This window comes from Veillonella sp. Ser01 (assembly GCF_053850375.1).
In genome coordinates this window covers 186370-208184 of sequence record NZ_JBSPUA010000003.1, presented here as the reverse complement: position 1 = coordinate 208184, position 21815 = coordinate 186370, and the positions used below count along the sequence as shown (strand labels likewise).

Sequence of the window (21815 nt, the reverse complement as noted above, 5' to 3'; positions counted from 1 at the left end):
ACTACAAACTTAGCAGGAATCTATAGAATTCCTCACGTTTCTTATACTTTTATTTTACCAATTATTCGCCACTAAATCTATGATGAAAGATATAAATTTACAGGAATTTTGCAAAGAATTACATATTTATGAATTTGGGATTGCCCCTTGGCCTCTACCTGAAAATGCAAAAACCATTTTGTACGAAACTAATCCCTGTCCATTTACAGCAGCAGATGTGGAGGAACGACTACTAGGAACAACTGAGTTCACACCTAAAAGTGCTATTGTCTGTCTCTTTCCATACTACGTAGAACATAACGGTCCATCCAATCTATCCCGCTATACATGGGGCACAGATTATCACCTGGTCATTAATGAATATTTAGAAAAACTTATTGAAAAATTACAAAAAATGAATACTTCAGCTCAGTTTTCTATACATTGTGACACCTCTCCCTTGGCAGACCGTTACATGGCATACTTAGCGGGCCTTGGCTTTTATGGCAAAAACAATTGTTTTATCAGTCCTAAATGGGGATCTTATGTTATGATAGGAACAATTTTAACTACCTTAGAATTTGAGCCAAACACACCGCTTGGACAATCTTGCATGGGATGTAATCGTTGTATTACAGCATGCTTAGGTCAATGTTTAGGGCACGACGAATTTAAATATGATACTTGTAAAAGCTACCTAACACAGAAAAAGGGAGATCTTACAAACGAGGAAGAAACCATCATAAGAAAAACGCCACTCGTATTTGGCTGCGATGTATGCCAAGAGGTTTGCCCTCATAATCAGAGTATCCCCGCAACGCCTATACCTGAATTTCAACGGATAGAACCGTACATAGATATTAACGAACTAGAGACCCTAACAAACAAAGAATTCAAAGCTAAGTATGGGCACCGGGCATTCTCGTGGCGTGGAAAGAAAATATTAATGAGAAATCAAGAAATTACGAAGTATAATGATTAATTGATATGCCACTAATAGTCACATACGTAGGAGATTTGGTATTTTTGCAGAATAAAAAGAGACGACCATCCATCGTCTCTTTTTTAATCATTATTTGATTTCGTAGTAATTTAGCTCATCTAAGCTTTTACCAAGAGCAGGCATATAAGTCTCAAGGAACATATCTACCTCTGGCATGTTGAGTGCTTTCAGTTTAGCCAAAATGGAGTCATGTGCTTCTTTAAACTCATCGTTCCCTGCCTTGAGTTCGTTTACACATTTCATATAGGCCGAAATTGTATCTGCCGCCTTAACGATAGGCCACTCAGGATTATCCTCTGCATCTACTATGAAAGGCTTATAAACAGCTTGTAATCGTTCTGGCAAGGTAGATAACATTTTCTCTTGTGCTAATGTTTCAACTTCACCGTACAGTTCACGAAGTTTTGGATCAAAATATTTAATCGGTGTTGGCATGTCACCCGTGAAGATTTCACTCACCTCATGATACATGGCAATAACAGCCACCTTATTAATGTCCACATTACCATCAAAGTATTCATTTTTGAGAGCTGCTAAATTGTGAGCTACCATCGCTACTTCGAGGCTATGTTCTTGAATATTTTCTGTTTCTGTATTACGCATGAGGCTCCATCGATTGATAAAGCGCATGCGTTTTAAAAATGCAAAGAATGAACTCATATATCCCCCATTACATAATAGGTCCTGCATAGCAGGACCTATTTTAATATCATTAATTTAACTATATAACATAAGTTCTACTAGACGCATTCAAGGAATACTCTAATTAAAAATCAATTAAATTACACCCCGTAGTTTAAAACCGTAATCAAGGAATTGTACAGCTTCATCCCAACGGTTATCATCGTTAAGCATAACTACAATCATAGTATGACCATTACGGGTAGCCGATGCAATCAAGCATTCCCCTGCAGCATTCGTAAATCCAGTTTTTAAACCATTAGCACCAGGATATTTATTGCGAATGAAATGGTTTGTAGTGCGAATTGTTTCTGGCGTACGGTTTTGATAAGGTACCTTATAATAATCATTGGCTACTTTATCGCGGAACATTTGGTATTTCATACCATACGCTGCAATCATCGCCAAGTCACGAGCCGTAGAGTGATGGCCCATTTGTGTCAAACCATGAGGATTTAAAAACACACTATTTTTTGCCCCTGCTTTTGCAGCAACGCGATTCATGTCCTTTGCAAAATTCTCTACAGAGCCACTTACATTTTCTGCTACTACAACGGCCGCATCATTACCGCTGGCAACCATCATGCCTTCAAGAACGCCTTCCAAGGTAATTTGATCTCCGACGCGAACCCCCAGATTGGATTCCTCCATACTAGTGGCATAACTACTAATAGTCGCCAGTTCATCAAGTTGTGTACCTTTGAGTTCTAGAGCTGTTAACAATGTAACCATTTTCGTAGTGCTCGCAGGATGCATCCACTTATCAGGATTCTTTGCAAATAGGATTTCTTTTGTATCCGCATCAATGAGAACAACAGCCTCACCTATCGTAGATGGCGGCGCAATATACGCCGCATGAGAAACACTAGTACCGAAAATAATAGCGCCTATACAGGCTATCATCAAAATAAGTCGTTTCCAAACTATACAAGCATTAGTTGTTAAAGATATCATATATCTCACTTTCTGTATCACATATTAACTTTCAGGGTTATCATCAATGGCAACATCCGTTCCACTTGCTTTTTTCTTAGTTCCCTTAATTTCACCAGTAGAGTTATCTACATTTTGAAGATATACAACACGTTGAGGATATGGAATGTCGATACCATATTTATCGAACGCATCTTTTACATCAGACATAATTCCATATTGCACATCTAAGAAGTCTTTCGACTTAACGCGTGCATAGGCAGCAATACGTACAGAGTTATCGCCAAATTCAGAAATACCAATTTCCATATTTTTAGGATTGAGTACACGTTTATCAGCAGCAAAAATATTTTTTAAGATTTTAATTGCTTCATGATGATTATTGTTATAACCAATATCAAAGACGAACGGGATAACCCTTTCATGGGTATAAGCAATATTAGTTATGGCTTGGGAGGTAAGGATAGAGTTTGGTATATACACATTTTTTTGATCTTTAGTAGTGATAATAGTATACATAAATTGAATAGACTTAACACTACCTACAGTATCTCCAACTTGAATAACATGACCTGCTCTAAAAGGCTTAAATATAAGAATTAATAAGCCTGATGCCAAGTTAGATAAGTTGTTTTGTAAGGCCAAACCAATACCTAAACCAAAGGCACCAAAGGCAGCTACAAAGGATGTAGTAGGAACACCAATTTGATTTAAGCAAATCAATATTAGACCTACTAGCAATGCATAATTGATGATCTGCGTAATAAAGCTCATCGCAGCAGAGTCATAAGAGGCCTTAGTCATAATACGGACAGCAAAGGTTTTCACCCATTTAATAGCATAACGACCTACCCAAAATATAATAAGAGCTAATAATATATTGCCCGCTTGAGAAAAGAACCAATCTCGAAATTGAATCAATACATTAGCATCTTTAAACAATATTTCTGATGCAGAATAAAGAATATTGCCCATATTAAACCTCCAATAATATAACTTTATAAATAATTGAGCACATCTATTAATATGGTCATCATAAACATATATGCTATAATTTAATAAATATATTTTACACGATATAGTAAAGTTATTATATCGTTATATTACATATATAACAATCTAAATCTAGGGAGACTTACATGTTCAACAATCCATATGAAGCACCACAAGAGCTTGCAACAGGAGGTCATGTAACGAAAGAATTAAATTCCGTTACAGTACACTTTGACGACATCCATTATGCCTTATCTAGTGGTCAACTCAATGGTGGGTATCACCATACGTTAGCCGTACGAAATCAACAATTAACATACCAAATCGAAACAGAAAAAGATTTACCAGGTGGCTCGGTAGCCAACTATTTAGCACAAGAGTTCGAGCAAATCGATACACCTGTTCATTTTAGTACAGCGCTTCTTACATCTGCTACAATGAACCTTCACGCATACGCCAAGGTCGAGGAACACGATACGATTGTGGAGACTATCGTTACTGCAGGCTATGAAAAAACGGCCCATCGTGCAGGCACAGGCTATTGCTACGAGGAGCGAGATGGTGGTTTCATAGTACCTGGTACCATTAATATTCTTGTCTTTACAAACAAGGCATTAACAGATAGTGCCATGGTGAAAGCCATCATGACAATTACGGAGGCTAAAACCGCAGCCCTCCAAGATTGGGGTGTTGAAAGTGTACGTCTCTATCCATTTATCAACGAAGATATTCCTGAAGCAATTACAAAAAAACGCAAGACTTCTGCTACAGGAACCTCCACAGACGGTATCATTCTCACCATAGATACAAATGGTGATGTGTTAACGGACGCCGGCTCCTTCTCCCTATTTGGAGACACATTGGCTAAGGCCGTTTATGTAGGTATACAACGAGCCTTAGAAAATGCTATTGGCGCCGAATAAAAAAAATACGCATCCTAGGCGAAATAAAAAACCGCACATCCTAGGCGATCGGGATGTGCGGTTCATTGCATATAAAACTGTTACACATAGTATAATACTTGAAAATGAATATCAAATTAAGATTTGAGAGTTTTTCTCAAATCTTTTTTTGTTTTCTAATTAATATTCATAGAAAAACTGTTGTAACTTTTTAAGATTTTTAGTTTTTGTAAGCCCCAGCATCAATAAGATACGAGCTTTTTGTGGACTCAATGTATCACTTACGAGATAGCCTGCTAGTGCATCTTGTGGTACAGCAGATACCATGCCACTCCCTGTACGAGAGGCACGTACAGTTGGGAATGCTGTATTTTGAGTTATTTGACGTACATTTTGAGGAATTGTACCATGACCCAATCCAGTCAAGATGAGCCCATCAGGATTAGTGGCAACTACACTCATTGGCACCATGTCATCCATACCGCCATAGCAAGTCAAAATGACTACACGAGGCAATTCCTTTAAGTCATGTACATCAAAGATGGATTCTTTCGTATGACGACGAGTAGAGGCTTTATAATAATGAGCTACACCATCCTGGACGATACCAAGATGACCTACTAATGGACTGTCAAAGGTAGCCACATTAGTTGTATTCCGTTTAGATACATCACGCGCCCCATCAACATAGCCATTTAGAACAACAAGTACACCTTTACCTACAGATGCAGGTGTTCTTGCCACTTGAATCGCTTGTAATAAATTAATAGGACCATCAGCACTAATTGCCCCAGCAGGTCTCATCGAGCCAGTAATAACGATAGGTTTATCTGTATGAACAGTAAGATTAAGAAAATAAGCTGTCTCCTCCATGCTATCTGTTCCATGAGTAATAACAACACCGCCTATATCCTCTTGATTTACTAATTCTTGTACTAACTTAGATAAATCCAACCAATGCTGGACGGTAATATCAGAACTTTCAATATTACTAAACTGAGTATATGTATATGGACCATATGGTTCTGTGCCTGGTACGGAAGCTAAAATTTCATCGAGGCCTAGTACACCTGCAGTATAACCCGTCAAATCTGTATCGGATGCGCCTTGTCCAGCAATTGTACCACCCGTACCAATCAACGCAATTTTTGTCTCCATATTACCTCCATCATAAAATACATAAGAAATAGTAAATCTTTTGTTAATCACCATTAGCATGAATTAGACTAGCTAAAACAAGTCCTCTCTCAACATTATGGGTGAAAGGACGGCATCAATTCTAATTTATGCTTATTAATACGATTTAAATAATCAATACGTTCTTTCGTTTCAGGATTTTCTATCTCTCCAGTTCTAATATATCGATCTAATACAGCATAGGTAAATCCTAATTTATCCTCATCAGATAGACCGCTGAGTCCATCACTAGGCGTCTTATCTACAAGATATTTTGGAATATCAAGTAATCGACCTATTTGGCGCACCTCTTCTACGACAAGATTGGCAAGAGGACTAAAATCCCCAGCACTATCGCCATATTTTGTAGAATACCCTACATAATCTTCAGATCCATTACATGTATTAGCTACGCGTGCCCCATTTGGCAAATTTTGCCCTACTGCATATAGCGTTGTCATGCGAAGACGCGGCGGTGTATTAATTCCTGCATCCTTAGATATATCAGATCTACCAGTAACTGCTTTATAACCTTCACCTTGAATGATAGCGCTTGTCAAAGCTTCATAGGCAGCTCCAATATTCACTATGATATGTGGAATCCCCAAATGTGCCACTACAGCCTTGGCATCATCGATATCAGACTGAATTCCATTCGGCATAAGAACACCTACTACGCGTTCTGCCCCAAGGGCTTCTTTACATAAAGCAGCTACAATTGTGGAATCCTTACCGCCGGAAATGCCCACTACGGCGCTACAACTAGGCCCATTTTGACTAAAATAATCTCGAATCCATTGAACGAGAGCCTCTTTTGTTGATTCTGGATGGTCTAACATAAGCCCTCCTATTTCTTCCGGAAGATACGATTTAATAAATCCATTTTCATTTGATAGTATCCTGGACTCATATCAAGGTAATGACGATGTGGATTTTCAAAGCGCTGTTCTTCTAACCAAATTTCGCGGTCTAATTGGTCTTTAACGTATTGACGAAGCTCTTCTAGTGTCGGTAATGTTACGATAAGCTTGCCATCTTTAATAATGAGTTGTTTCATCTCTTTAAAGGTGCAATTTTCAAAGTACAATTCACGCCATGGTTGTTCTGGATCGATATAACGATATGGTTCTGTCGTATCTGGCACCTCTTCTAACAATGTTAATAAATCTGCAATGGCACGCCCTTTATCATTGTACACGCGATACACCTTTTTAAAGCCTGGGTTCGTAATCTTTTCAACAGATTCAGAAATCTTGATGCGAGGCTCCCACACACCATTTTTTTCAACACCAGCAATCTTGTATACGGCACCAAATACAGGGTCACTCTTAGATGTAATCAGTCTTTCACCTACACCAAAGATATCAATGGGACCACCCTGTCCCAATAAAGAGGTTATTGTATACTCATCAAGACTATTGGAAGCCATAATTTTGCAATCTTCTAAGCCTGCCTTATCAAGCATACGACGCGCTTTTTTAGCTAAGTACGCAAGGTCACCAGAATCAAGGCGGATACCTTTTAAGCGTTTTCCCATAGGTTCCAATACCTCTTTAGCTACTTTAATAGCATTAGGAACACCAGAGTTTAATACATCATAGGTATCAACAAGGAATACGGCCCCATCTGGATACACTTCAGCGTAAGCTTTGAAAGCTTCGTATTCAGAATCATGATACATAACCCAACTATGAGCCATGGTTCCACTCACAGGAATACCAAATTGTTGGCCCGCTAAAACAGTTGCCGTAGACTGTACCCCACCAATGTAGGCTGCTCTCGCACCATATACAGCGGCATCCACATTATGAGCTCGACGAGCCCCAAAATCGGCTACTACACGCCCATCCGCAGCACGAACGATGCGATTCGCCTTTGTAGCGATAAGGGACTGATGGTTCATCATAGTTAGCACTGCAGTTTCTACGATTTGTGCGTCTATGAGAGGGGCTACGATGGTTATAACTGGTTCATTTGGATAAATAATAGAACCTTCTGGGAATGCATATACATCACCAGTAAAGGAGAAATCTTTAAGATAGTTTAGAAATTCCTCACTAAAGATCCCTTGATTTCGTAAAAAATCGATATCACTTTCATCAAAGTGTAGATTTAAAATGTACTCAACGATTTGTTCAAGACCACCAAAAATGGCAAAGCCACCCTTATCTGGATTGCGTCTAAAGAACACATCAAAAGCGACGCGATCCGTATTTTCATGTTGTGTAAAATAGCCGTGTGCCATGGTCATCTCATAAAAATCCATAAGCATACTAATATTGCGACTGTCGTGTTGCATCGGTTCACCAACCTTCTAAAATCTAATGGATTTAATTAATCGTTAATCGTATATCCTCATTATACATTATTATTCCTATATAGCTAGTACATACATATACTACAATTTTCATTAACTATCCTAATAATCATTCTTGTGATATAACTATATATATACTAACTATTTATATATTCCATATATGTGTCGGTGAAAGTTATCACTGGAATAAATTCTTTTATTAGTATTACAAATTCAGATACTAATAAAAACACTAAGTATTCCGTATAATCAATCAACATATATATCTATTATTTACATGAGAATGAAAGGAACCATTATGGAATCAATCGTTCAAGCAAAACGCGTATTAGAAATATTTAAAGAAATGAGCCAAATTCCTCGTGAATCAGGAAACGAAAAAGGCATCAGCGATTATATCGTAAACTTTGCTAAAAACCTAGGGCTTGAAGTTCATCAAGACGATCAATTTAATGTAGTCATCAAAAAGCCAGCGTCTCCAGGTTATGAAAACCGACCTTCTATCATCTTACAAGGCCATATCGATATGGTTTGTGTACGAGATCATGACTCCAATCATGACTTCTCCAAGGATCCTATTGCAAACATCATCGAAGGTGAATGGATGCACGCAGACCACACTACACTAGGTGCGGACAACGGTATGGGTGGTGCGATGATGCTTGCTATCCTCGAAGATGATAGTCAACAACATGGACCTATGCAATTATTGTTTACCACAAACGAAGAAACTGGCATGGATGGCGCTTTCGCCATTAAAGAAGGCCAAGTAAGTGGCGATTACCTACTCAATCTCGATACAGAGGTAGAGCACGACTTCACTGTTAGCTGTGCTGGCGGTTGCCATGTTCACGTAAACATTCCATTATTGCGCGAAAACAACCAACCTGGTTATGATGCAGGCTTATCTTTTACCGTAACAGGCCTTAAAGGTGGTCACTCCGGTATTGAAATCTCCGAACAACGTGCTAATGCTAACCAAGTACTAACACGTGTACTCTATGATATTCAACAACAATATCCTGTATGCTTAGCATCCTTTGAAGGTGGCGTAAAACATAATGCCATTCCTTCTAAAGCAGTTGCTGTATTATCCGTACGCGCTGAAGATGTAGCGGCCATTAAAACATTAATCGACTACCAAGAAAAGCAATATCTCCATGAATATGGTATCCAAGATCCAGGTCTTAAATTTGTTGTAGAAGATGTCGCTACTCCTGATGTAGTATATGCAGATGACACAACAGAAGCTCTTATTACTTACATCTATCTTGCACAAGATGGTGTTCATTCTGTAAGCAAATCTATCCCAAATCTTGTAGAAACTTCTAACAATATCGCTATCGTACGCGAAAACGAACATACTATTGAAGTACTCATTTCCATCCGTAGCTCCAATAGCAACAGTCTTGAATTCTTGGCTAAGAAAATGATGTTACTTGCGAAAACACTAGGTGTATCTGCAGAGCGTACTGGTGGTTATCCTGCATGGGAATACGATAAAGGCTCCAAGCTTGAAGAACAAGCTATTTCCTTACATAACGAAATGTTTGATACACCAGCTAATGTAAACGCTATTCATGCAGGTCTTGAATGCGGCTTGTTGAAAGGCGTATTACCAAACACACAAATGATTAGCTTTGGCCCTACTATCGTAAGTCCACATACACCAATGGAACGCGTTCATTTACCATCCGTTGAAAATGTGTATGTATACCTCAAAGCATTGTTAGCTAAGTTACAATAAAATTACAATAAATATACTATATTAAATAATGACTATATACTTCATATATAATTTGGTATACTAAAAGTAATCTAATTAGAGATTTATATAACGAATTCTCTTCCCCCCTCCTATGAGGGCTTCAGTCAACTCTTCCCGACTGAGCCTTCTATAGGAGGGATTTTTTTATATTTTTCAAAAAATATAAAATTAATATATATTCAAACAGGAGTATTCATTCATATATAGAAAATCGATAACTTCTACGTTTTCTACAATTAATTATGAATATTAAATACATCTGTTAATATACTCATATAAAGTATATAATCCATATATTTAAAGAGAATTTTAAGAATAATAGAACTCTCATAACTATGCATATACCCTAGGATGTATTTTCTGTGTTATCCTATAGGTGTATACTGTGTTTATCTTACTCAGGAGGCACATATGATTCCTATTATTATCATATCCGGATTTTTAGGTTCGGGAAAAACAACATTTTTACAACATATACTAAAAGAACATAAACCTACAGACAAGGTTTTAATTATAGAAAATGATTTTGGCGAAACTAGTCTTGATGCGGCAAATCTGGCTAAAACAGGTGCTACTATTCGTGAAGTAACGTCTGGTTGTATTTGCTGCAGCTTACAAGGAAATTTCCAACAAGCATTACTCGATATTCTTCAAAATTATGATGTAGATATTATCTATATCGAACCATCTGGGGTCAGTAAATTGAGCGAAATCATCCATACATGTGAAGATGAAGACATTACAAAATCCGCCTATGTTCACGCCTCAATAACAACGGTGGATGCTATGCAAGCGCCTATGTTTATCAAGAACTTTGGTTTATTCTTTAAAGATCAAATCACAAACAGTGACGCTATCTTCTTGAGTCACACCGAAGATGTTCAACAAACAAGCATTACAAAGCGCATGATTCACGAGTTAGCTCCCAACACACCTATTCACGAAGAGTCATGGGATACCATTTCCTTACGAGACTATATTAAACGCCTCTATCACTGTCATGATGACAATTCATTACATGATGACCATCAATTTATGAGTCATACCTTTAAAGACTTGCGTACACTCACTCTATTACAGTGGAAAACGATCTTAGAAGGTATGCCAGACAGTGTGCTCCGCGCAAAAGGTATTGTACCGACCACCGAAGGTCCCCATGAGTTGCAATACGGTACGCATTACTGCTCCCTAGTACCTAGCGAATCCACTGACTACAGCTTAGTCGTTATTGGTACTGATTTTAATGTGCCAATGGTACATAACGAAGTGTGTCAATCATGATACCTGTTTATATCGTTACCGGATTTATCGGTTCTAGTAAAAGTACATTCATAAATGAACACTTACAATACCGTAAAAAACTTGGCGGCACAGCATGTATCAGTGCCGAACAAGGCTCTGTATCACTTATTAAAGATGCTTTACAACTTAGCCCTGATAAACTCAGTGCAATCACGCCTAATCAACCTGACACCTATAGTTCTATAGCAGATGAAATCGCAACCTATATCAACAAGACAAATCCCAAAGAAATATGGATTGAATGGAATGGTATGGTCAGCTTTCACCAACTAGAAACCTTGCTATACAGTGATAAGCTGCATCACATGTTGCAAATTGAAAAGGTATTATACCTTTGTACAGATCAATTCGTCGCATCGATGTTGCCTGGTTTAGGTAATGATGTAACAAGCCAATTATACAGTGCAGATTGCATCATCACAGAGACCGATACACACCATGCCTTATTACGAACCTATAATAGAGAGGCCAAGATTGTAACAGCGCCAACGCCAGAAAAGGTAGAGCAATTATGTCGCAATTCTACGTGGGGCCTCATACCAAATCTATTAGTTATCGGTATTACCGCCTATATACTTTTAGTTACCGCGTTCCGTCATGACATTCCTTACTCCATTCATCAATGCTTTGCCATCATTACAGGGCTCATTGTCGAAGCGATTCCATTCCTTTTATTAGGAACTATTGGGTCAACCGTTATACGCTATTTTGTACCACAGAGCATACTACTAAAACTATTAGGCGATTATTCTTGGAAAAGCTATGGTGCCGCCATGGTTAGTGGCCTAGCCTTACCTGTATGTGACTGTGCTATTATTCCATTATTTAAAGCACTCACAGATAGAGGCGTACCATTATCTGTGGCCCTCCTATTTATGCTCGCCAGCCCAATCATCAATCCTATTACCATTCTCTCCACTTGGTATGCCTTTCCAGATGATCCCATGATTTCTGTATGGCGTATCGTCCTTGGACTTGGCGTAGCTTTATTAGTGGCATTATCGTTCCGCTTCTATCCACCTTCAAAGGCACTAATGAAAGCTAGAAATACTCAGAATCTCAGCTATGAAGAGATTTTAATAGAGTCATCTAAGAGTAAATACATCAACAAAAAAAGATTGTTAATTCATATGGAAAAAGAGTTTTCCCAACTCTTATTCTATTTTTCCATGGCTGCCGGTGTTTTATCAGTAGTTCAAGTATATGGAAAACCTTGGCTCATCAATGCGGGTATCACATTACCTATCGTGTGGGCTATTCCAATCTTGCTAGTATTAGCTTTCTTCTTCTCAATCTGTTCTACATCAGATGCTATTATAGGCAAATCCTTGAGCACCCTATTCCCTATAAGCTCAGTTATGGGCTTCCTCATCTTAGGTCCAATGCTCGATATTAAAAACGTATATATTTTAAAACAATATATGCCAACTTCATTTATACTTCGTCTCGGTATAACCATTGCAGTCATGTCTTATATAGCTGCCTTAGGTTTTCAATTCTTTGTAGGCTAATTTTTAATCATTACAATTTCAGTTCTTAATGAATATAAAAGGAGATGATTCTATGAAATTAGGGCTGAAAGATCGCTTTTCCATCGTGAAAGGCGCTCTCTATCTAATCTTAGGTATCTGCTGTGTATACCTAATTCTGACGGGCCGTTATTTGAACTATATTGCACCTCGATATGAACTACTGCTCGGCATCAGTAGCATAGCGCTTATAGTAGGTGGATTAGCAATTATCATTTGGGCTCCATCCCGCTATTACAAGCACAATTGGCGTTCTATCGTGCCTATTATTATCCCCGTAGTTTTGCTCATTGTTCCCCCTGTCCTAGTTCCTAACACTGGTGTTCACGGCGCAGCACGAGTTAATGATGATACGAACAATTTTGATTTTACAAATGATGCTATAGGTGAGGTTATTACCGTTAATAGTGAAAGCAAAGAGCCTGGCATTTCTAAAGACAAAAAAGAAATCGTACTAAACTCCGATAACTTCTATCAAACCATCGTAAAGGTCGGCTCTAACGTAGACCAATACAAGGACTACACTGTATATATGACAGGCTATGTAAATCGCGATGATAACACGCTAAAATCTAATGAGTTTACCATCTCTCGTATGGCCATGTCTTGTTGCATCGCTGACGTAGCCCCCATTGGCATGACGGCCTATAAACCAGATGGCGATAGTTTAGCTAATGAACAATGGGTTTCTATCGAAGGCAAAGTATCTACACGAGACTTCCACGGTCGTGCGCAACCATATGTAGAAGTAACCAAAATAAAAACAGCAGAACCTATTTTAGGTTATGTATATCCTTAAATAAATATTATTAAATCAATAGTCTTAATAAATCTTAAAGAGATATCATTAAACAGTCTTAAATAGATTTGTAAACAAATAAAACCGAGGCATAACGCCTCGGTTTTAATAAATATATAGTTTTAATAAATATATAGTTTTAATAAATATATAATAGTATTATATAAAGACTATATTATCGATGTAATTCTTTAACAATTCGTTTGCCAAGAGATGCCGCAACGGCACAAAGGAAGATATCTGGACCTACTGGAATCAAGAAGCATGTAATAATAACGGCCTCTACGCCAATTGGTTTACCTAAATACAAGTTCATAATGAAGTATAGATAGATCATACCAAGGCCATATACGATAAATAGGTTCAATATGGATCCTGCTAATAATCGTTTAAAAGATAATGTTTCCATAGACTCTGCAATACGGCCTACTGCATAAGCACCTACCATAAAACCGATCAAATAGCCAAAGGTAGGTTGTAAAATGTAACCGGGACCACCACCAGATGTAAAAATCGGTACTCCAATTAAACCCAAGACAATGTATATGCCAACGCTAGCAGCCCCCAATCGACTGCCCAGTACAATGCCTGCGAGGGTAGTAAATAAGATTTGTAATGTAAATGGACAATTTGGTAATGGTACCCGTATAAAAGCACCTACGGCTATCAATGCGACAAAGAGTGCTGTCATCGTTAACTGACGGGTAGTGATGCGACCTTGTTTCGACACGGTAGAACTCATGGTATACCTCCATTAATAACACATCAACAAACTACTAACTATCTAAATTAAATCACTTGTATTTTTAATTGTCAACTATGTTTGTTGACTTTTAGTTAACTATGTAGTCTAATACTATATATACGGAAATTTCAAGTATTTTATTTTTTTGACTATATATTATAGTTATTATCAATCATTCATAATAACCAAAAGATATACTCATCTTCATACAAAAATCTTCAAATTTCATCTTATATTCATGTAGCAACATTAAATTATACGTAAGTAGATTGAGTAAAATCTACTTTCACAAAACAGTATATAAAAGTACCTTATATTAGGAGGCATTCATTATGAAAAATGTTAAAAAAGTATCAAAGGTATTATGTGCATTTGGCGTTAGTACAGTATTATTAGCAGGCGTAGTTGGCGCAGCTAGCAACCATGCTTACAACAACAATAGCAACTGGAAAGGCGTTGGTAGCGTAGCTCCATCCGCTCAAGCTAACTATTCTGTTGATTACATGGGTGCTGTTACAGTATTCCAACAAAACTTCCCTGGCGCTACTGTAAAATCTATTTCTTACGATGCTAAGCATAACCCTTACTATGAAGTAGAAGGTTACTACAACAATCGTGCAGTAGAACTTAAAGTAGACGAAGCAACTGGCCAAATCGTTGGTAAAGAAGTTAAAGGCTATGCTAAAGCTAACAAAACTATTAATGTTCAAAACATCATTATCCCTGAAGTAGCTGAAACAAAAGCTCTTGAAAAAGTTGGTTCCGACTTCCAAACTATGGAATGGACTGTTGAACGTGAAAACGGCCAAGCTGTATACAAATTCGACATGACAACTGGTGGCGATAAAAAAGCAGAAGTAAAAGTTGATGGCATGAACGGTAAAGTTTTAAGCGCTAAAGTAAAAACTACAAAATACTAAGAAGCTCTTTTCATCTAGTGAACCCCTATCCTAACCCACTAAGATGACACACTACACATATAACACACATACTATACACACAGTATCCTAATGGATACACTCTCTAACACACAAACTAACACACAAACTTAGAGAGCCCTATAACTCATAAAGGGCTCTCCCAAAACCCTATCTCACACAATAGGTAAAGGGTCTGTGCACACACACCACAGACCAAACGTTACACACACTATACTCCCTTTAAAAGACCTTGGATCGTTGAATCCAAGGTCTTTTTTCTATCCTACTCTATCCGCTATCCCCCAGATATGACTATCTATTTACAAAGATCTATCATAACCCAATAAACTAATTTACAATTAACCAGAATATATATTACAACACAAAAAGACCTCCCACGCAGGGAGGTCTCTTGTATAAGTTTTATAGGTCTGATAGTTTGTGTTCTATTTCTTAAGCGAGGTCATACTTAAGAATGTAATTTATGTTCTGAAAGTTTGATCTATAGTATTTCCATATTTGGAGTAGGAAATTATGCTTTATCCAAAGCTTGAGCCAAGTCTTCAATGATATCGTCGATATTTTCAAGGCCAATGGATACACGGATCATATCTGGTGTTACGCCAGCAGATTTTTGTTGTTCTTCGTTAAGTTGTGCATGTGTTGTAGATGCAGGGTGAATAACAAGAGATTTAGCATCTGCTACGTTAGCCAAGTTGGAGAAGATTTCCAAAGAGTCCACAAGTTTAATACCTGCTTCTTTTCCACCTTTTACACCGAATGTGAATACAGCACCAACACCTTTAGGGAAGTATTTATCCGCTAAAGCTTTGTATTTGCTGTCTTCTAATTCTGGATAGCTTACCCATGCCACTTTAGGATGTTTAGTCAAGAAATCTACTACTTTACGAGTATTTTCTACGTGACGTTCTACGCGCAAGGATAATGTTTCAACGCCTTGCAAGATTTGCCAAGATGCAAGTGGTGTAATGGATGCGCCAGTATCACGAAGCAATTGAGCACGAATTTTTACAGTGAATGGAATTGGCAAATCACCATATACTAAACCATTGTAGTGTTCATCGCCTTCGGAGAAGCCAGGGTATTTACCAGAACCTTTATAATCGAATTTACCAGATTCTACTACTACACCAGCCAATGTTGTACCATGACCACCAAGGTATTTAGTAGCAGAATGTACAACTACGTCAGCACCATGTTCTAATGGACGGAACAAGTATGGAGATGCAAATGTGTTATCTACGATCAAGATGATATTATGTTTATGTGCAATATCAGCTACTGCTTGTACATCAACAAGGTTAATACCAGGGTTACCAATGGACTCGATATAAACAGCTTTAGTGTTTTCATCAATAGCTGCTTCGAATTCTTCCAAATTATCTGGATTTACAAATTTAGTATGAATACCCAAACGTGGCAATGTAGCAGTGAACAAGTTATAAGTACCACCGTACAATGTAGAAGCCGCTACGATATTATCACCAGCACTTGCAACGTTCAAAATGGAATATGTAATCGCTGCAGAACCAGATGCTACAGCGATACCACCAGCACCACCTTCAAGTTGAGCTACACGAGCATCCAATACATCTGTAGTAGGATTATTAAGGCGGGTATAAATACCGCCAGGATTAGTCAATGCAAAACGACCTGCTGCTTCTTCTGCGTCTTTAAATACGTAAGATGTAGTTTGGTAAATAGGCACTGCACGAGAACCTGTTGGATCTACCGTTTGACCGGCATGTAATTGTAATGTTTCAAATCTGTATTGTTTGCTCATTATAACAACTCCTTTATATTAACTGTGAATTGAGTTCATTCTTTATACCTAGTATACTACTATGTTTTAAAAATTATGTCTACTATTAATTTATATTGTTAGACATAACTTAAAGCTATATCCAATATATCTATACAAACCAAAGCTCGCTCTTCTGCAAAACTGCAAAGCGAACTCAATTGATAACAAATAAAAATCCCCTAATTACTTTCTTTATATCATCTCACACTAGAGATTTCAGCAGTAATTAGGGGATCTTCTACTAATGATACTTTAGATATAGGCACCTAAGTTCTTATCACGTTCAAATTTCATTTTTTGGATTTGTTCAATAATGTACGGAGTTTCTTGGTAAACATAATAGTTTAACCAGTTTGTAAATAACAATGTACTTACAGAACGCCACCGTACGATAGGACGTTGTTTAGGATCATCATCAGGGAAATAGTTTTCAGGAACTGCGATATCCATGCCTTTTTTGATATCCCGTACGTATTCGCGGTTTAATGTGTCCCAGTCGTATTCAGCATGACCAAAGACAAAGATATGTTTATTATCTAAGCTACGAACGATAGCTGCACCTGTTGCTTCAGATCCTGCCAATAATTCTAAATTGCGGTTTTCCTTAATTTGTTGTAAAGAATTTGTGGTATGACGGGAATGTGGCATCCAGAATTTTTCATCAAAGCCACGCAAGAGCACAGGACGATCATTGTAGATATCATGTTCATATACACCAAATAGCTTTTCATCCATCACGCATTTATTAATGCCGAAATGGTGATATAAACCAGCTTGAGCACCCCAGCAGATATAGAACGTAGAGTATACATGCTCTTCGCTCCAATCCATAATTTCTACTAACTCAGACCAATAGTCTACCTCTTCAAAAGGCATTAGCTCTACAGGAGCACCTGTAATGATCATACCATCAAAGAACCCGTCTTTCACCTCATCGAAGGTACGGTAGAAAGTATCTAAATATTGCTCATCTGTATTTTTAGCCTTACGAGATGCAGTATGTAGTAGTGTCAAATTCACTTGTAATGGACTATTACTAAGAGCACGTAAGATTTGTGTTTCTGTAACTTCTTTAGTAGGCATCAAATTGATTAACAGAATATTCAAAGGTCGGATTTGTTGAGTCTCCGCCCGTTCTGTATCCATCACGAAAATATTCTCTTGAGCTAATTTCGTAATGGCCGGTAAATTTTTTATTACTTTAATAGGCATATTATCACCTCTACACTCTAAACAATTTGATTACCTAATCTAAATAATTTAACTAATTCTGTTAAAACCCTCTAGCCTCGTAGGCACGTCGCCAAGCTTCAAGCCCCTCTTCCAAAGTTTTACGAGGGCACGCTACATTGATGCGCTCAAAGTCTTCCCCATCTACGCCAAACATAGAACCCGTATCGAGCCACAATTTAGCTTCATTAATGATCCATTCATCACGTTCTTTTGGGGTTAATGGCAACTTGGAGCAATCTAGCCACATGAGATACGTCCCTTCTGGACGATATACGTAAATTTTCGGCATATATTTTGCTACATAGTCGATGGTGAATTGAATATTACCTTGAATATATTCTTTTAACTCGTCAAGCCAAGGACCACCCACTTTGTAGGCCCCTTCACAACCAACGATGCCCATCGTATTTAGCTGGCTATAGCCAGCACGGTCGATTTCTTTAATGAAACGACGACGTAAGGAATCATTAGGAATGAAAATATTGCTTACTTGTAAGCCGGCGATGTTGAAAGTCTTGCTCGGTGCAGTACATACAATACAGTGTTCAGCATAGCTTTCACCTAGGTCAGCAAAGACCTTATGAGTATGCCCTTTCCAAACAAAATCAGCGTGGATTTCATCGCTTACGATGAGTACATTATGTTTAATACAAATATCGCCAAGTCGTTTCAACTCGTCCTCAGTCCACACGCGGCCTACCGGATTGTGGGGATTACATAAGAGGAATAATGTTACATTTTCCTCAACGATAGCCCGTTCAATGCCCTCAAAATCAATAGTATACTTCTCTTCGCCTTTGATTAATGGCACATTTATAAGACGACGGTCATTATCATCGATCACCATGCTAAATGGATAATACACCGGTTGATTGATAAGTACCCCTTCACCTTCATGGGTGAAAGCGCGAACAGCCATAGCCAAAGCAAATACGATACCTGGCGTTTTAACGAGCCATTTTTGATCTGGTGTCCAGTTAAAACGTGTACTAAACCAATTTTTCAAAACATCAAAATACTCATCATCGGACTCGGTATAACCAAATACGCCATGATTCACGCGGTCCAATAAGATTTGCTTCAACTCAGGGGGAACCTCAAAGTCCATGTCCGCCACCCAGAACGGTAACACATCTGCTGGTTTACCGCGTTTTACAGCAAAATCGTATTTCAAGGATTTTGTGTGGGTTCTATCTAAAATTTGATCAAAATTATATTGTCCCATAGGAACTCCTTTATTAATTGAAAGCTTGTTCTAAGTCCGCAATCAAATCATCAGTATCTTCAATACCTACAGATAGACGCAATAAGCGACGTGTAATACCTTTACGCTCTGCATCTTCAGGTTTTAAATCTGGATGTGTTTGCGTTACAGGGTAGGTCAACAAGGACTCTGTACCACCAAGACTTTCAGCAAACTGAATAAGCTCAATGCCTTCTAATACTTTTTTGGCAGTTTCTTCGCTATCTACTTCAAAGGATAACATGCCACCGAAGCCAGTCGTTTGAGCTTTATTAATTTCATAGCCTGGATGTTCTGGAAGACCTGGGAACAATACTTTAGTAACCTTAGGTTGTTTTTTGAGCCATTCAGCAAGAGCAATGGCATTCTTTTGGTGTTGCTCCATACGAAGAGCCAATGTTTTAACACCACGAATAACGAGCCAGCTATCCATGGCAGACAAACAAGCGCCTACTGTTTTATAAGTTAAACGCAATTTAGCAGCGAGTTCCTCATCGTTCACAATAGTGAAACCAGAAATTACATCGTGATGACCACCGATGAATTTTGTACCACTATGAACGACAATATCTGCACCCAACGTTAAAGGTTTTTGGAAATATGGACTCAAGAATGTATTGTCGATGATTACTAGTGCATTACGCTCATGGGCCAACGCACAAAGAGCGCGAACATCAGTAATCTCCATCATAGGATTTGTTGGTGTTTCAATATATACAGCCTTTGTATTTGGTTTGAAAGTTGCTTTCACCGCATCAAGATCAGATGTGCCTACATAGGTAAACTCGATGCCATTTTGTTCGTAAATATTTGTGAACATACGGATAGAACCACCGTATAAATCATCGCCCAAAATGATATGGTCTCCTGGGGAGAATAGATGGAATACTGCGTCTACCGCTGCCATACCAGAGGAAAATGCCAATGCATCTTTACCATCTTCAAGGCCTGCAATCAATTGTTCCAAACGGTCCCGTGTTGGATTAGATTCACGCGTATATTGATAACCTGTAGTATCACCCAACTTTGGATGGGAAAATGTACTAGACATATAAATTGCAGGGGAAATTGCACCAGTGCTATCTGGTCTACCGCTGCCATGAACGCATTTTGTATTAAATTTCATTCCATTCAACTCCTCATATTTGTATACAATATGTTAATTATAAAAGTAGACAATGACTAAGGTCAACAAAAATGGGCACTCATACTGCATGAGTGCCCTTAAAAAGTCATATCTATTTTGAATGGCTTGCCATAACTTTAAGTTAAGATAGCCTAATTTTTTGTGCGTTTTGTAATAAGTAGAGCCAAAATAATCCCCAAAGAAGATGTTACCAATTGAGGCCAACTAGATACAAATAACATAGTATTTACAATCTTCGGTGGAAATTGGAATAAAGAAAAGAACAAGGAATAACCACCAAAAAGAACACCAGCTTTTACCAAGGCCGCCACGATGATAAGCAATACCTTCGGTTTATGTTGTAACCAGTGTGCTACGAATACATAGGCTGTCGTGCCAAGGGCAGTAATCAAAATGAACGGCGGCAATGGTAACATACCTTGTAAATGCGCCACCACCGGTGCAATCCAAGCTATAACAAGGCCATTCCTCCAACCATAGCGCCATGTGGCGAGTACAAAGGTAGCAGACGTAATAGAACCGATGAGGAACATGCTCACTTGATTAGGAATAAAGGGGAAAATGAGGCGCAAACTTTGCGCCAATAAGGCTACGGCCAACAATAGACCTGTACCCGTAATAGACTTTGTAGACATAAGAACCTCCTACTATACGATATAGATTTTACAAGAGGTACCTACCTCATATTTCAAATTAAGCCTCTACAAAATATAGACGAGCTCGATCATACACCCAATTATACACATACGTATAACCTAAGATAACCAATGTCATCGTTATATCCGTCATAAAAGCCATCCAAAAGCTCATATGCATCATGTACATAATAATCGGTACAGTAGCAAGCATAAATAGACCTTCAAACAATACGGCATGGATTGTACGGATAATTGGGCCCCGCTCTAATCGATCACCTGGTACTAATTTATCAAAAATCCAGTTAAACACAAAATTCCAAACCATAGCTAGCAAGGAAAAAATAACCATTAATAAAAAAGGCTGTCCCTCATGCGGAACAAACTGCATTACCAAACAACCAATTAAAATACAACCAAGCTCATATAAAATCGACTGCACAATACGCTCAAAAGTAGACATAATAATAAAAATCTCCAGTAAAAACCCCAGATAAGTAACTTACCATCACATCACTATTATATTTGTTTTTTTAGATTTGTCGAGCTTTGTGGAATATTGCCATTTCAGGATAAAAAGAAGCCACATTGTATCTACTAAGCGACTTGTCCTCGGAAGTGAGTATTGCCATTTCAGGATAAAAAGAAGCCGTATTGTATCTACTAAGCGACTTGCCCTCTTGAA

The 21815-nt window shown here is 38.1% G+C and carries 20 protein-coding genes; 7 read left to right on the top strand and 13 right to left on the bottom strand.

All coding sequences use genetic code 11. The features are described from left to right. Window positions 1-82 precede the first annotated feature (82 nt). Window positions 83-961, top strand: a complete 879-nt coding sequence (locus ACWTVK_RS07245) for an epoxyqueuosine reductase (RefSeq protein WP_456046465.1) — start codon at window positions 83-85, stop codon at window positions 959-961. 90 nt (window positions 962-1051) lie between these two features. Here ACWTVK_RS07245 and yfbR read toward each other — a convergent pair whose 3' ends face one another. The 3 genes from yfbR to ACWTVK_RS07230 all read right to left on the bottom strand — a co-directional run bounded on the left by yfbR (window position 1052) and on the right by ACWTVK_RS07230 (window position 3571). Next, window positions 1052-1642: a 5'-deoxynucleotidase gene (gene yfbR / locus ACWTVK_RS07240; protein ID WP_119209174.1), complete on the bottom strand. Its 591-nt coding sequence runs from the start codon at window positions 1640-1642 to the stop codon at window positions 1052-1054. A 117-nt stretch (window positions 1643-1759) separates the two neighbouring features. Further along, window positions 1760-2617: a D-alanyl-D-alanine carboxypeptidase family protein gene (locus ACWTVK_RS07235; protein ID WP_105094659.1), complete on the bottom strand. Its 858-nt coding sequence runs from the start codon at window positions 2615-2617 to the stop codon at window positions 1760-1762. 24 nt (window positions 2618-2641) lie between these two features. Further along, window positions 2642-3571, bottom strand: coding sequence for a mechanosensitive ion channel family protein (locus ACWTVK_RS07230; protein ID WP_105094658.1), 930 nt, complete (start codon window positions 3569-3571; stop codon window positions 2642-2644). A 164-nt stretch (window positions 3572-3735) separates the two neighbouring features. Here ACWTVK_RS07230 and ACWTVK_RS07225 point away from each other — a divergent pair, with 164 nt between their 5' ends. After that, complete coding sequence (locus tag ACWTVK_RS07225; RefSeq protein ID WP_456046426.1) at window positions 3736-4512, top strand: adenosylcobinamide amidohydrolase; 777 nt, start codon at window positions 3736-3738, stop codon at window positions 4510-4512. Window positions 4513-4671: 159 nt separating this feature from the next. Here ACWTVK_RS07225 and ACWTVK_RS07220 read toward each other — a convergent pair whose 3' ends face one another. The 3 genes from ACWTVK_RS07220 to ACWTVK_RS07210 form a co-directional block, all read right to left on the bottom strand. Continuing rightward, window positions 4672-5649 carry an asparaginase gene (locus ACWTVK_RS07220; RefSeq protein WP_105094656.1) on the bottom strand — a complete coding sequence of 326 codons (978 nt, stop codon included), beginning with the start codon at window positions 5647-5649 and terminating at the stop codon, window positions 4672-4674. A gap of 95 nt (window positions 5650-5744) precedes the next feature. Beyond that, the gene (gene nadE / locus ACWTVK_RS07215) at window positions 5745-6506 is read right to left on the bottom strand and encodes an NAD(+) synthase (RefSeq protein WP_456046425.1); all 762 of its coding nucleotides are present in this window, start codon (window positions 6504-6506) and stop codon (window positions 5745-5747) included. 8 nt (window positions 6507-6514) lie between these two features. Continuing rightward, window positions 6515-7966 carry a nicotinate phosphoribosyltransferase gene (locus ACWTVK_RS07210; RefSeq protein ID WP_295867545.1) on the bottom strand — a complete coding sequence of 484 codons (1452 nt, stop codon included), beginning with the start codon at window positions 7964-7966 and terminating at the stop codon, window positions 6515-6517. A gap of 316 nt (window positions 7967-8282) precedes the next feature. Here ACWTVK_RS07210 and ACWTVK_RS07205 point away from each other — a divergent pair, with 316 nt between their 5' ends. The 4 genes from ACWTVK_RS07205 to ACWTVK_RS07190 all read left to right on the top strand — a co-directional run bounded on the left by ACWTVK_RS07205 (window position 8283) and on the right by ACWTVK_RS07190 (window position 13382). Then, window positions 8283-9731, top strand: a complete 1449-nt coding sequence (locus tag ACWTVK_RS07205) for an aminoacyl-histidine dipeptidase (RefSeq protein WP_456046424.1) — start codon at window positions 8283-8285, stop codon at window positions 9729-9731. A gap of 432 nt (window positions 9732-10163) precedes the next feature. Then, the gene (locus ACWTVK_RS07200) at window positions 10164-11033 is read left to right on the top strand and encodes a CobW family GTP-binding protein (RefSeq protein ID WP_456046423.1); all 870 of its coding nucleotides are present in this window, start codon (window positions 10164-10166) and stop codon (window positions 11031-11033) included. Next, the gene (locus ACWTVK_RS07195; RefSeq protein WP_456046422.1) at window positions 11030-12565 is read left to right on the top strand and encodes a permease; all 1536 of its coding nucleotides are present in this window, start codon (window positions 11030-11032) and stop codon (window positions 12563-12565) included. The genes ACWTVK_RS07200 and ACWTVK_RS07195 overlap by 4 nt, the downstream gene beginning before the upstream one ends. Window positions 12566-12617: 52 nt before the next feature. Next, complete coding sequence (locus ACWTVK_RS07190; protein ID WP_456046421.1) at window positions 12618-13382, top strand: TIGR03943 family putative permease subunit; 765 nt, start codon at window positions 12618-12620, stop codon at window positions 13380-13382. A gap of 175 nt (window positions 13383-13557) precedes the next feature. On the opposite strand, the gene ACWTVK_RS07185 is transcribed toward ACWTVK_RS07190, so the two are convergent. Then, window positions 13558-14124, bottom strand: coding sequence for a biotin transporter BioY (locus ACWTVK_RS07185; RefSeq protein WP_024066798.1), 567 nt, complete (start codon window positions 14122-14124; stop codon window positions 13558-13560). A gap of 335 nt (window positions 14125-14459) precedes the next feature. Between ACWTVK_RS07185 and ACWTVK_RS07180 the strand changes: the two genes are divergently transcribed. Further along, on the top strand, window positions 14460-15047 hold the full coding sequence (locus ACWTVK_RS07180) for a PepSY domain-containing protein (RefSeq protein WP_456046420.1): 588 nt from the start codon (window positions 14460-14462) through the stop codon (window positions 15045-15047). 532 nt (window positions 15048-15579) lie between these two features. On the opposite strand, the gene ACWTVK_RS07175 is transcribed toward ACWTVK_RS07180, so the two are convergent. The 6 genes from ACWTVK_RS07175 to ACWTVK_RS07150 form a co-directional block, all read right to left on the bottom strand. Beyond that, entirely contained in the window at window positions 15580-16851 is a 1272-nt protein-coding gene (locus tag ACWTVK_RS07175) for an O-acetylhomoserine aminocarboxypropyltransferase/cysteine synthase family protein (protein ID WP_456046419.1), read from the bottom strand. 273 nt (window positions 16852-17124) lie between these two features. Continuing rightward, on the bottom strand, window positions 17125-18084 hold the full coding sequence (metA, locus tag ACWTVK_RS07170; protein ID WP_456046418.1) for a homoserine O-acetyltransferase MetA: 960 nt from the start codon (window positions 18082-18084) through the stop codon (window positions 17125-17127). A 61-nt stretch (window positions 18085-18145) separates the two neighbouring features. Beyond that, window positions 18146-19330, bottom strand: a complete 1185-nt coding sequence (locus ACWTVK_RS07165) for a MalY/PatB family protein (protein WP_456046417.1) — start codon at window positions 19328-19330, stop codon at window positions 18146-18148. 13 nt (window positions 19331-19343) lie between these two features. Next, on the bottom strand, window positions 19344-20474 hold the full coding sequence (locus ACWTVK_RS07160) for a trans-sulfuration enzyme family protein (protein ID WP_456046416.1): 1131 nt from the start codon (window positions 20472-20474) through the stop codon (window positions 19344-19346). A 152-nt stretch (window positions 20475-20626) separates the two neighbouring features. After that, window positions 20627-21130: an ECF transporter S component gene (locus ACWTVK_RS07155; RefSeq protein ID WP_105085186.1), complete on the bottom strand. Its 504-nt coding sequence runs from the start codon at window positions 21128-21130 to the stop codon at window positions 20627-20629. A gap of 58 nt (window positions 21131-21188) precedes the next feature. Then, entirely contained in the window at window positions 21189-21593 is a 405-nt protein-coding gene (locus ACWTVK_RS07150) for a PACE efflux transporter (RefSeq protein ID WP_456046415.1), read from the bottom strand. Window positions 21594-21815 lie beyond the last annotated feature (222 nt).

Excerpts from the sequence above, each read along its gene's own strand:
- metA (WP_456046418.1), bottom strand. The coding sequence starts at position 18,084 with ATGCCTATTAAAGTAATAAAAAATTTACCGGCCATTACGAAATTAGCT.
- ACWTVK_RS07245 (WP_456046465.1), top strand. The coding sequence starts at position 83 with ATGAAAGATATAAATTTACAGGAATTTTGCAAAGAATTACATATTTAT.
- ACWTVK_RS07190 (WP_456046421.1), top strand. The coding sequence starts at position 12,618 with ATGAAATTAGGGCTGAAAGATCGCTTTTCCATCGTGAAAGGCGCTCTC.
- ACWTVK_RS07225 (WP_456046426.1), top strand. The coding sequence starts at position 3,736 with ATGTTCAACAATCCATATGAAGCACCACAAGAGCTTGCAACAGGAGGT.
- ACWTVK_RS07210 (WP_295867545.1), bottom strand. The coding sequence starts at position 7,966 with ATGCAACACGACAGTCGCAATATTAGTATGCTTATGGATTTTTATGAG.
- ACWTVK_RS07175 (WP_456046419.1), bottom strand. The coding sequence starts at position 16,851 with ATGAGCAAACAATACAGATTTGAAACATTACAATTACATGCCGGTCAA.
- ACWTVK_RS07165 (WP_456046417.1), bottom strand. The coding sequence starts at position 19,330 with ATGGGACAATATAATTTTGATCAAATTTTAGATAGAACCCACACAAAA.
- ACWTVK_RS07195 (WP_456046422.1), top strand. The coding sequence starts at position 11,030 with ATGATACCTGTTTATATCGTTACCGGATTTATCGGTTCTAGTAAAAGT.
- ACWTVK_RS07230 (WP_105094658.1), bottom strand. The coding sequence starts at position 3,571 with ATGGGCAATATTCTTTATTCTGCATCAGAAATATTGTTTAAAGATGCT.
- ACWTVK_RS07200 (WP_456046423.1), top strand. The coding sequence starts at position 10,164 with ATGATTCCTATTATTATCATATCCGGATTTTTAGGTTCGGGAAAAACA.
- ACWTVK_RS07205 (WP_456046424.1), top strand. The coding sequence starts at position 8,283 with ATGGAATCAATCGTTCAAGCAAAACGCGTATTAGAAATATTTAAAGAA.
- nadE (WP_456046425.1), bottom strand. The coding sequence starts at position 6,506 with ATGTTAGACCATCCAGAATCAACAAAAGAGGCTCTCGTTCAATGGATT.
- ACWTVK_RS07160 (WP_456046416.1), bottom strand. The coding sequence starts at position 20,474 with ATGAAATTTAATACAAAATGCGTTCATGGCAGCGGTAGACCAGATAGC.
- ACWTVK_RS07180 (WP_456046420.1), top strand. The coding sequence starts at position 14,460 with ATGAAAAATGTTAAAAAAGTATCAAAGGTATTATGTGCATTTGGCGTT.
- ACWTVK_RS07220 (WP_105094656.1), bottom strand. The coding sequence starts at position 5,649 with ATGGAGACAAAAATTGCGTTGATTGGTACGGGTGGTACAATTGCTGGA.
- ACWTVK_RS07155 (WP_105085186.1), bottom strand. The coding sequence starts at position 21,130 with ATGTCTACAAAGTCTATTACGGGTACAGGTCTATTGTTGGCCGTAGCC.
- ACWTVK_RS07150 (WP_456046415.1), bottom strand. The coding sequence starts at position 21,593 with ATGTCTACTTTTGAGCGTATTGTGCAGTCGATTTTATATGAGCTTGGT.
- ACWTVK_RS07185 (WP_024066798.1), bottom strand. The coding sequence starts at position 14,124 with ATGAGTTCTACCGTGTCGAAACAAGGTCGCATCACTACCCGTCAGTTA.
- ACWTVK_RS07235 (WP_105094659.1), bottom strand. The coding sequence starts at position 2,617 with ATGATATCTTTAACAACTAATGCTTGTATAGTTTGGAAACGACTTATT.
- yfbR (WP_119209174.1), bottom strand. The coding sequence starts at position 1,642 with ATGAGTTCATTCTTTGCATTTTTAAAACGCATGCGCTTTATCAATCGA.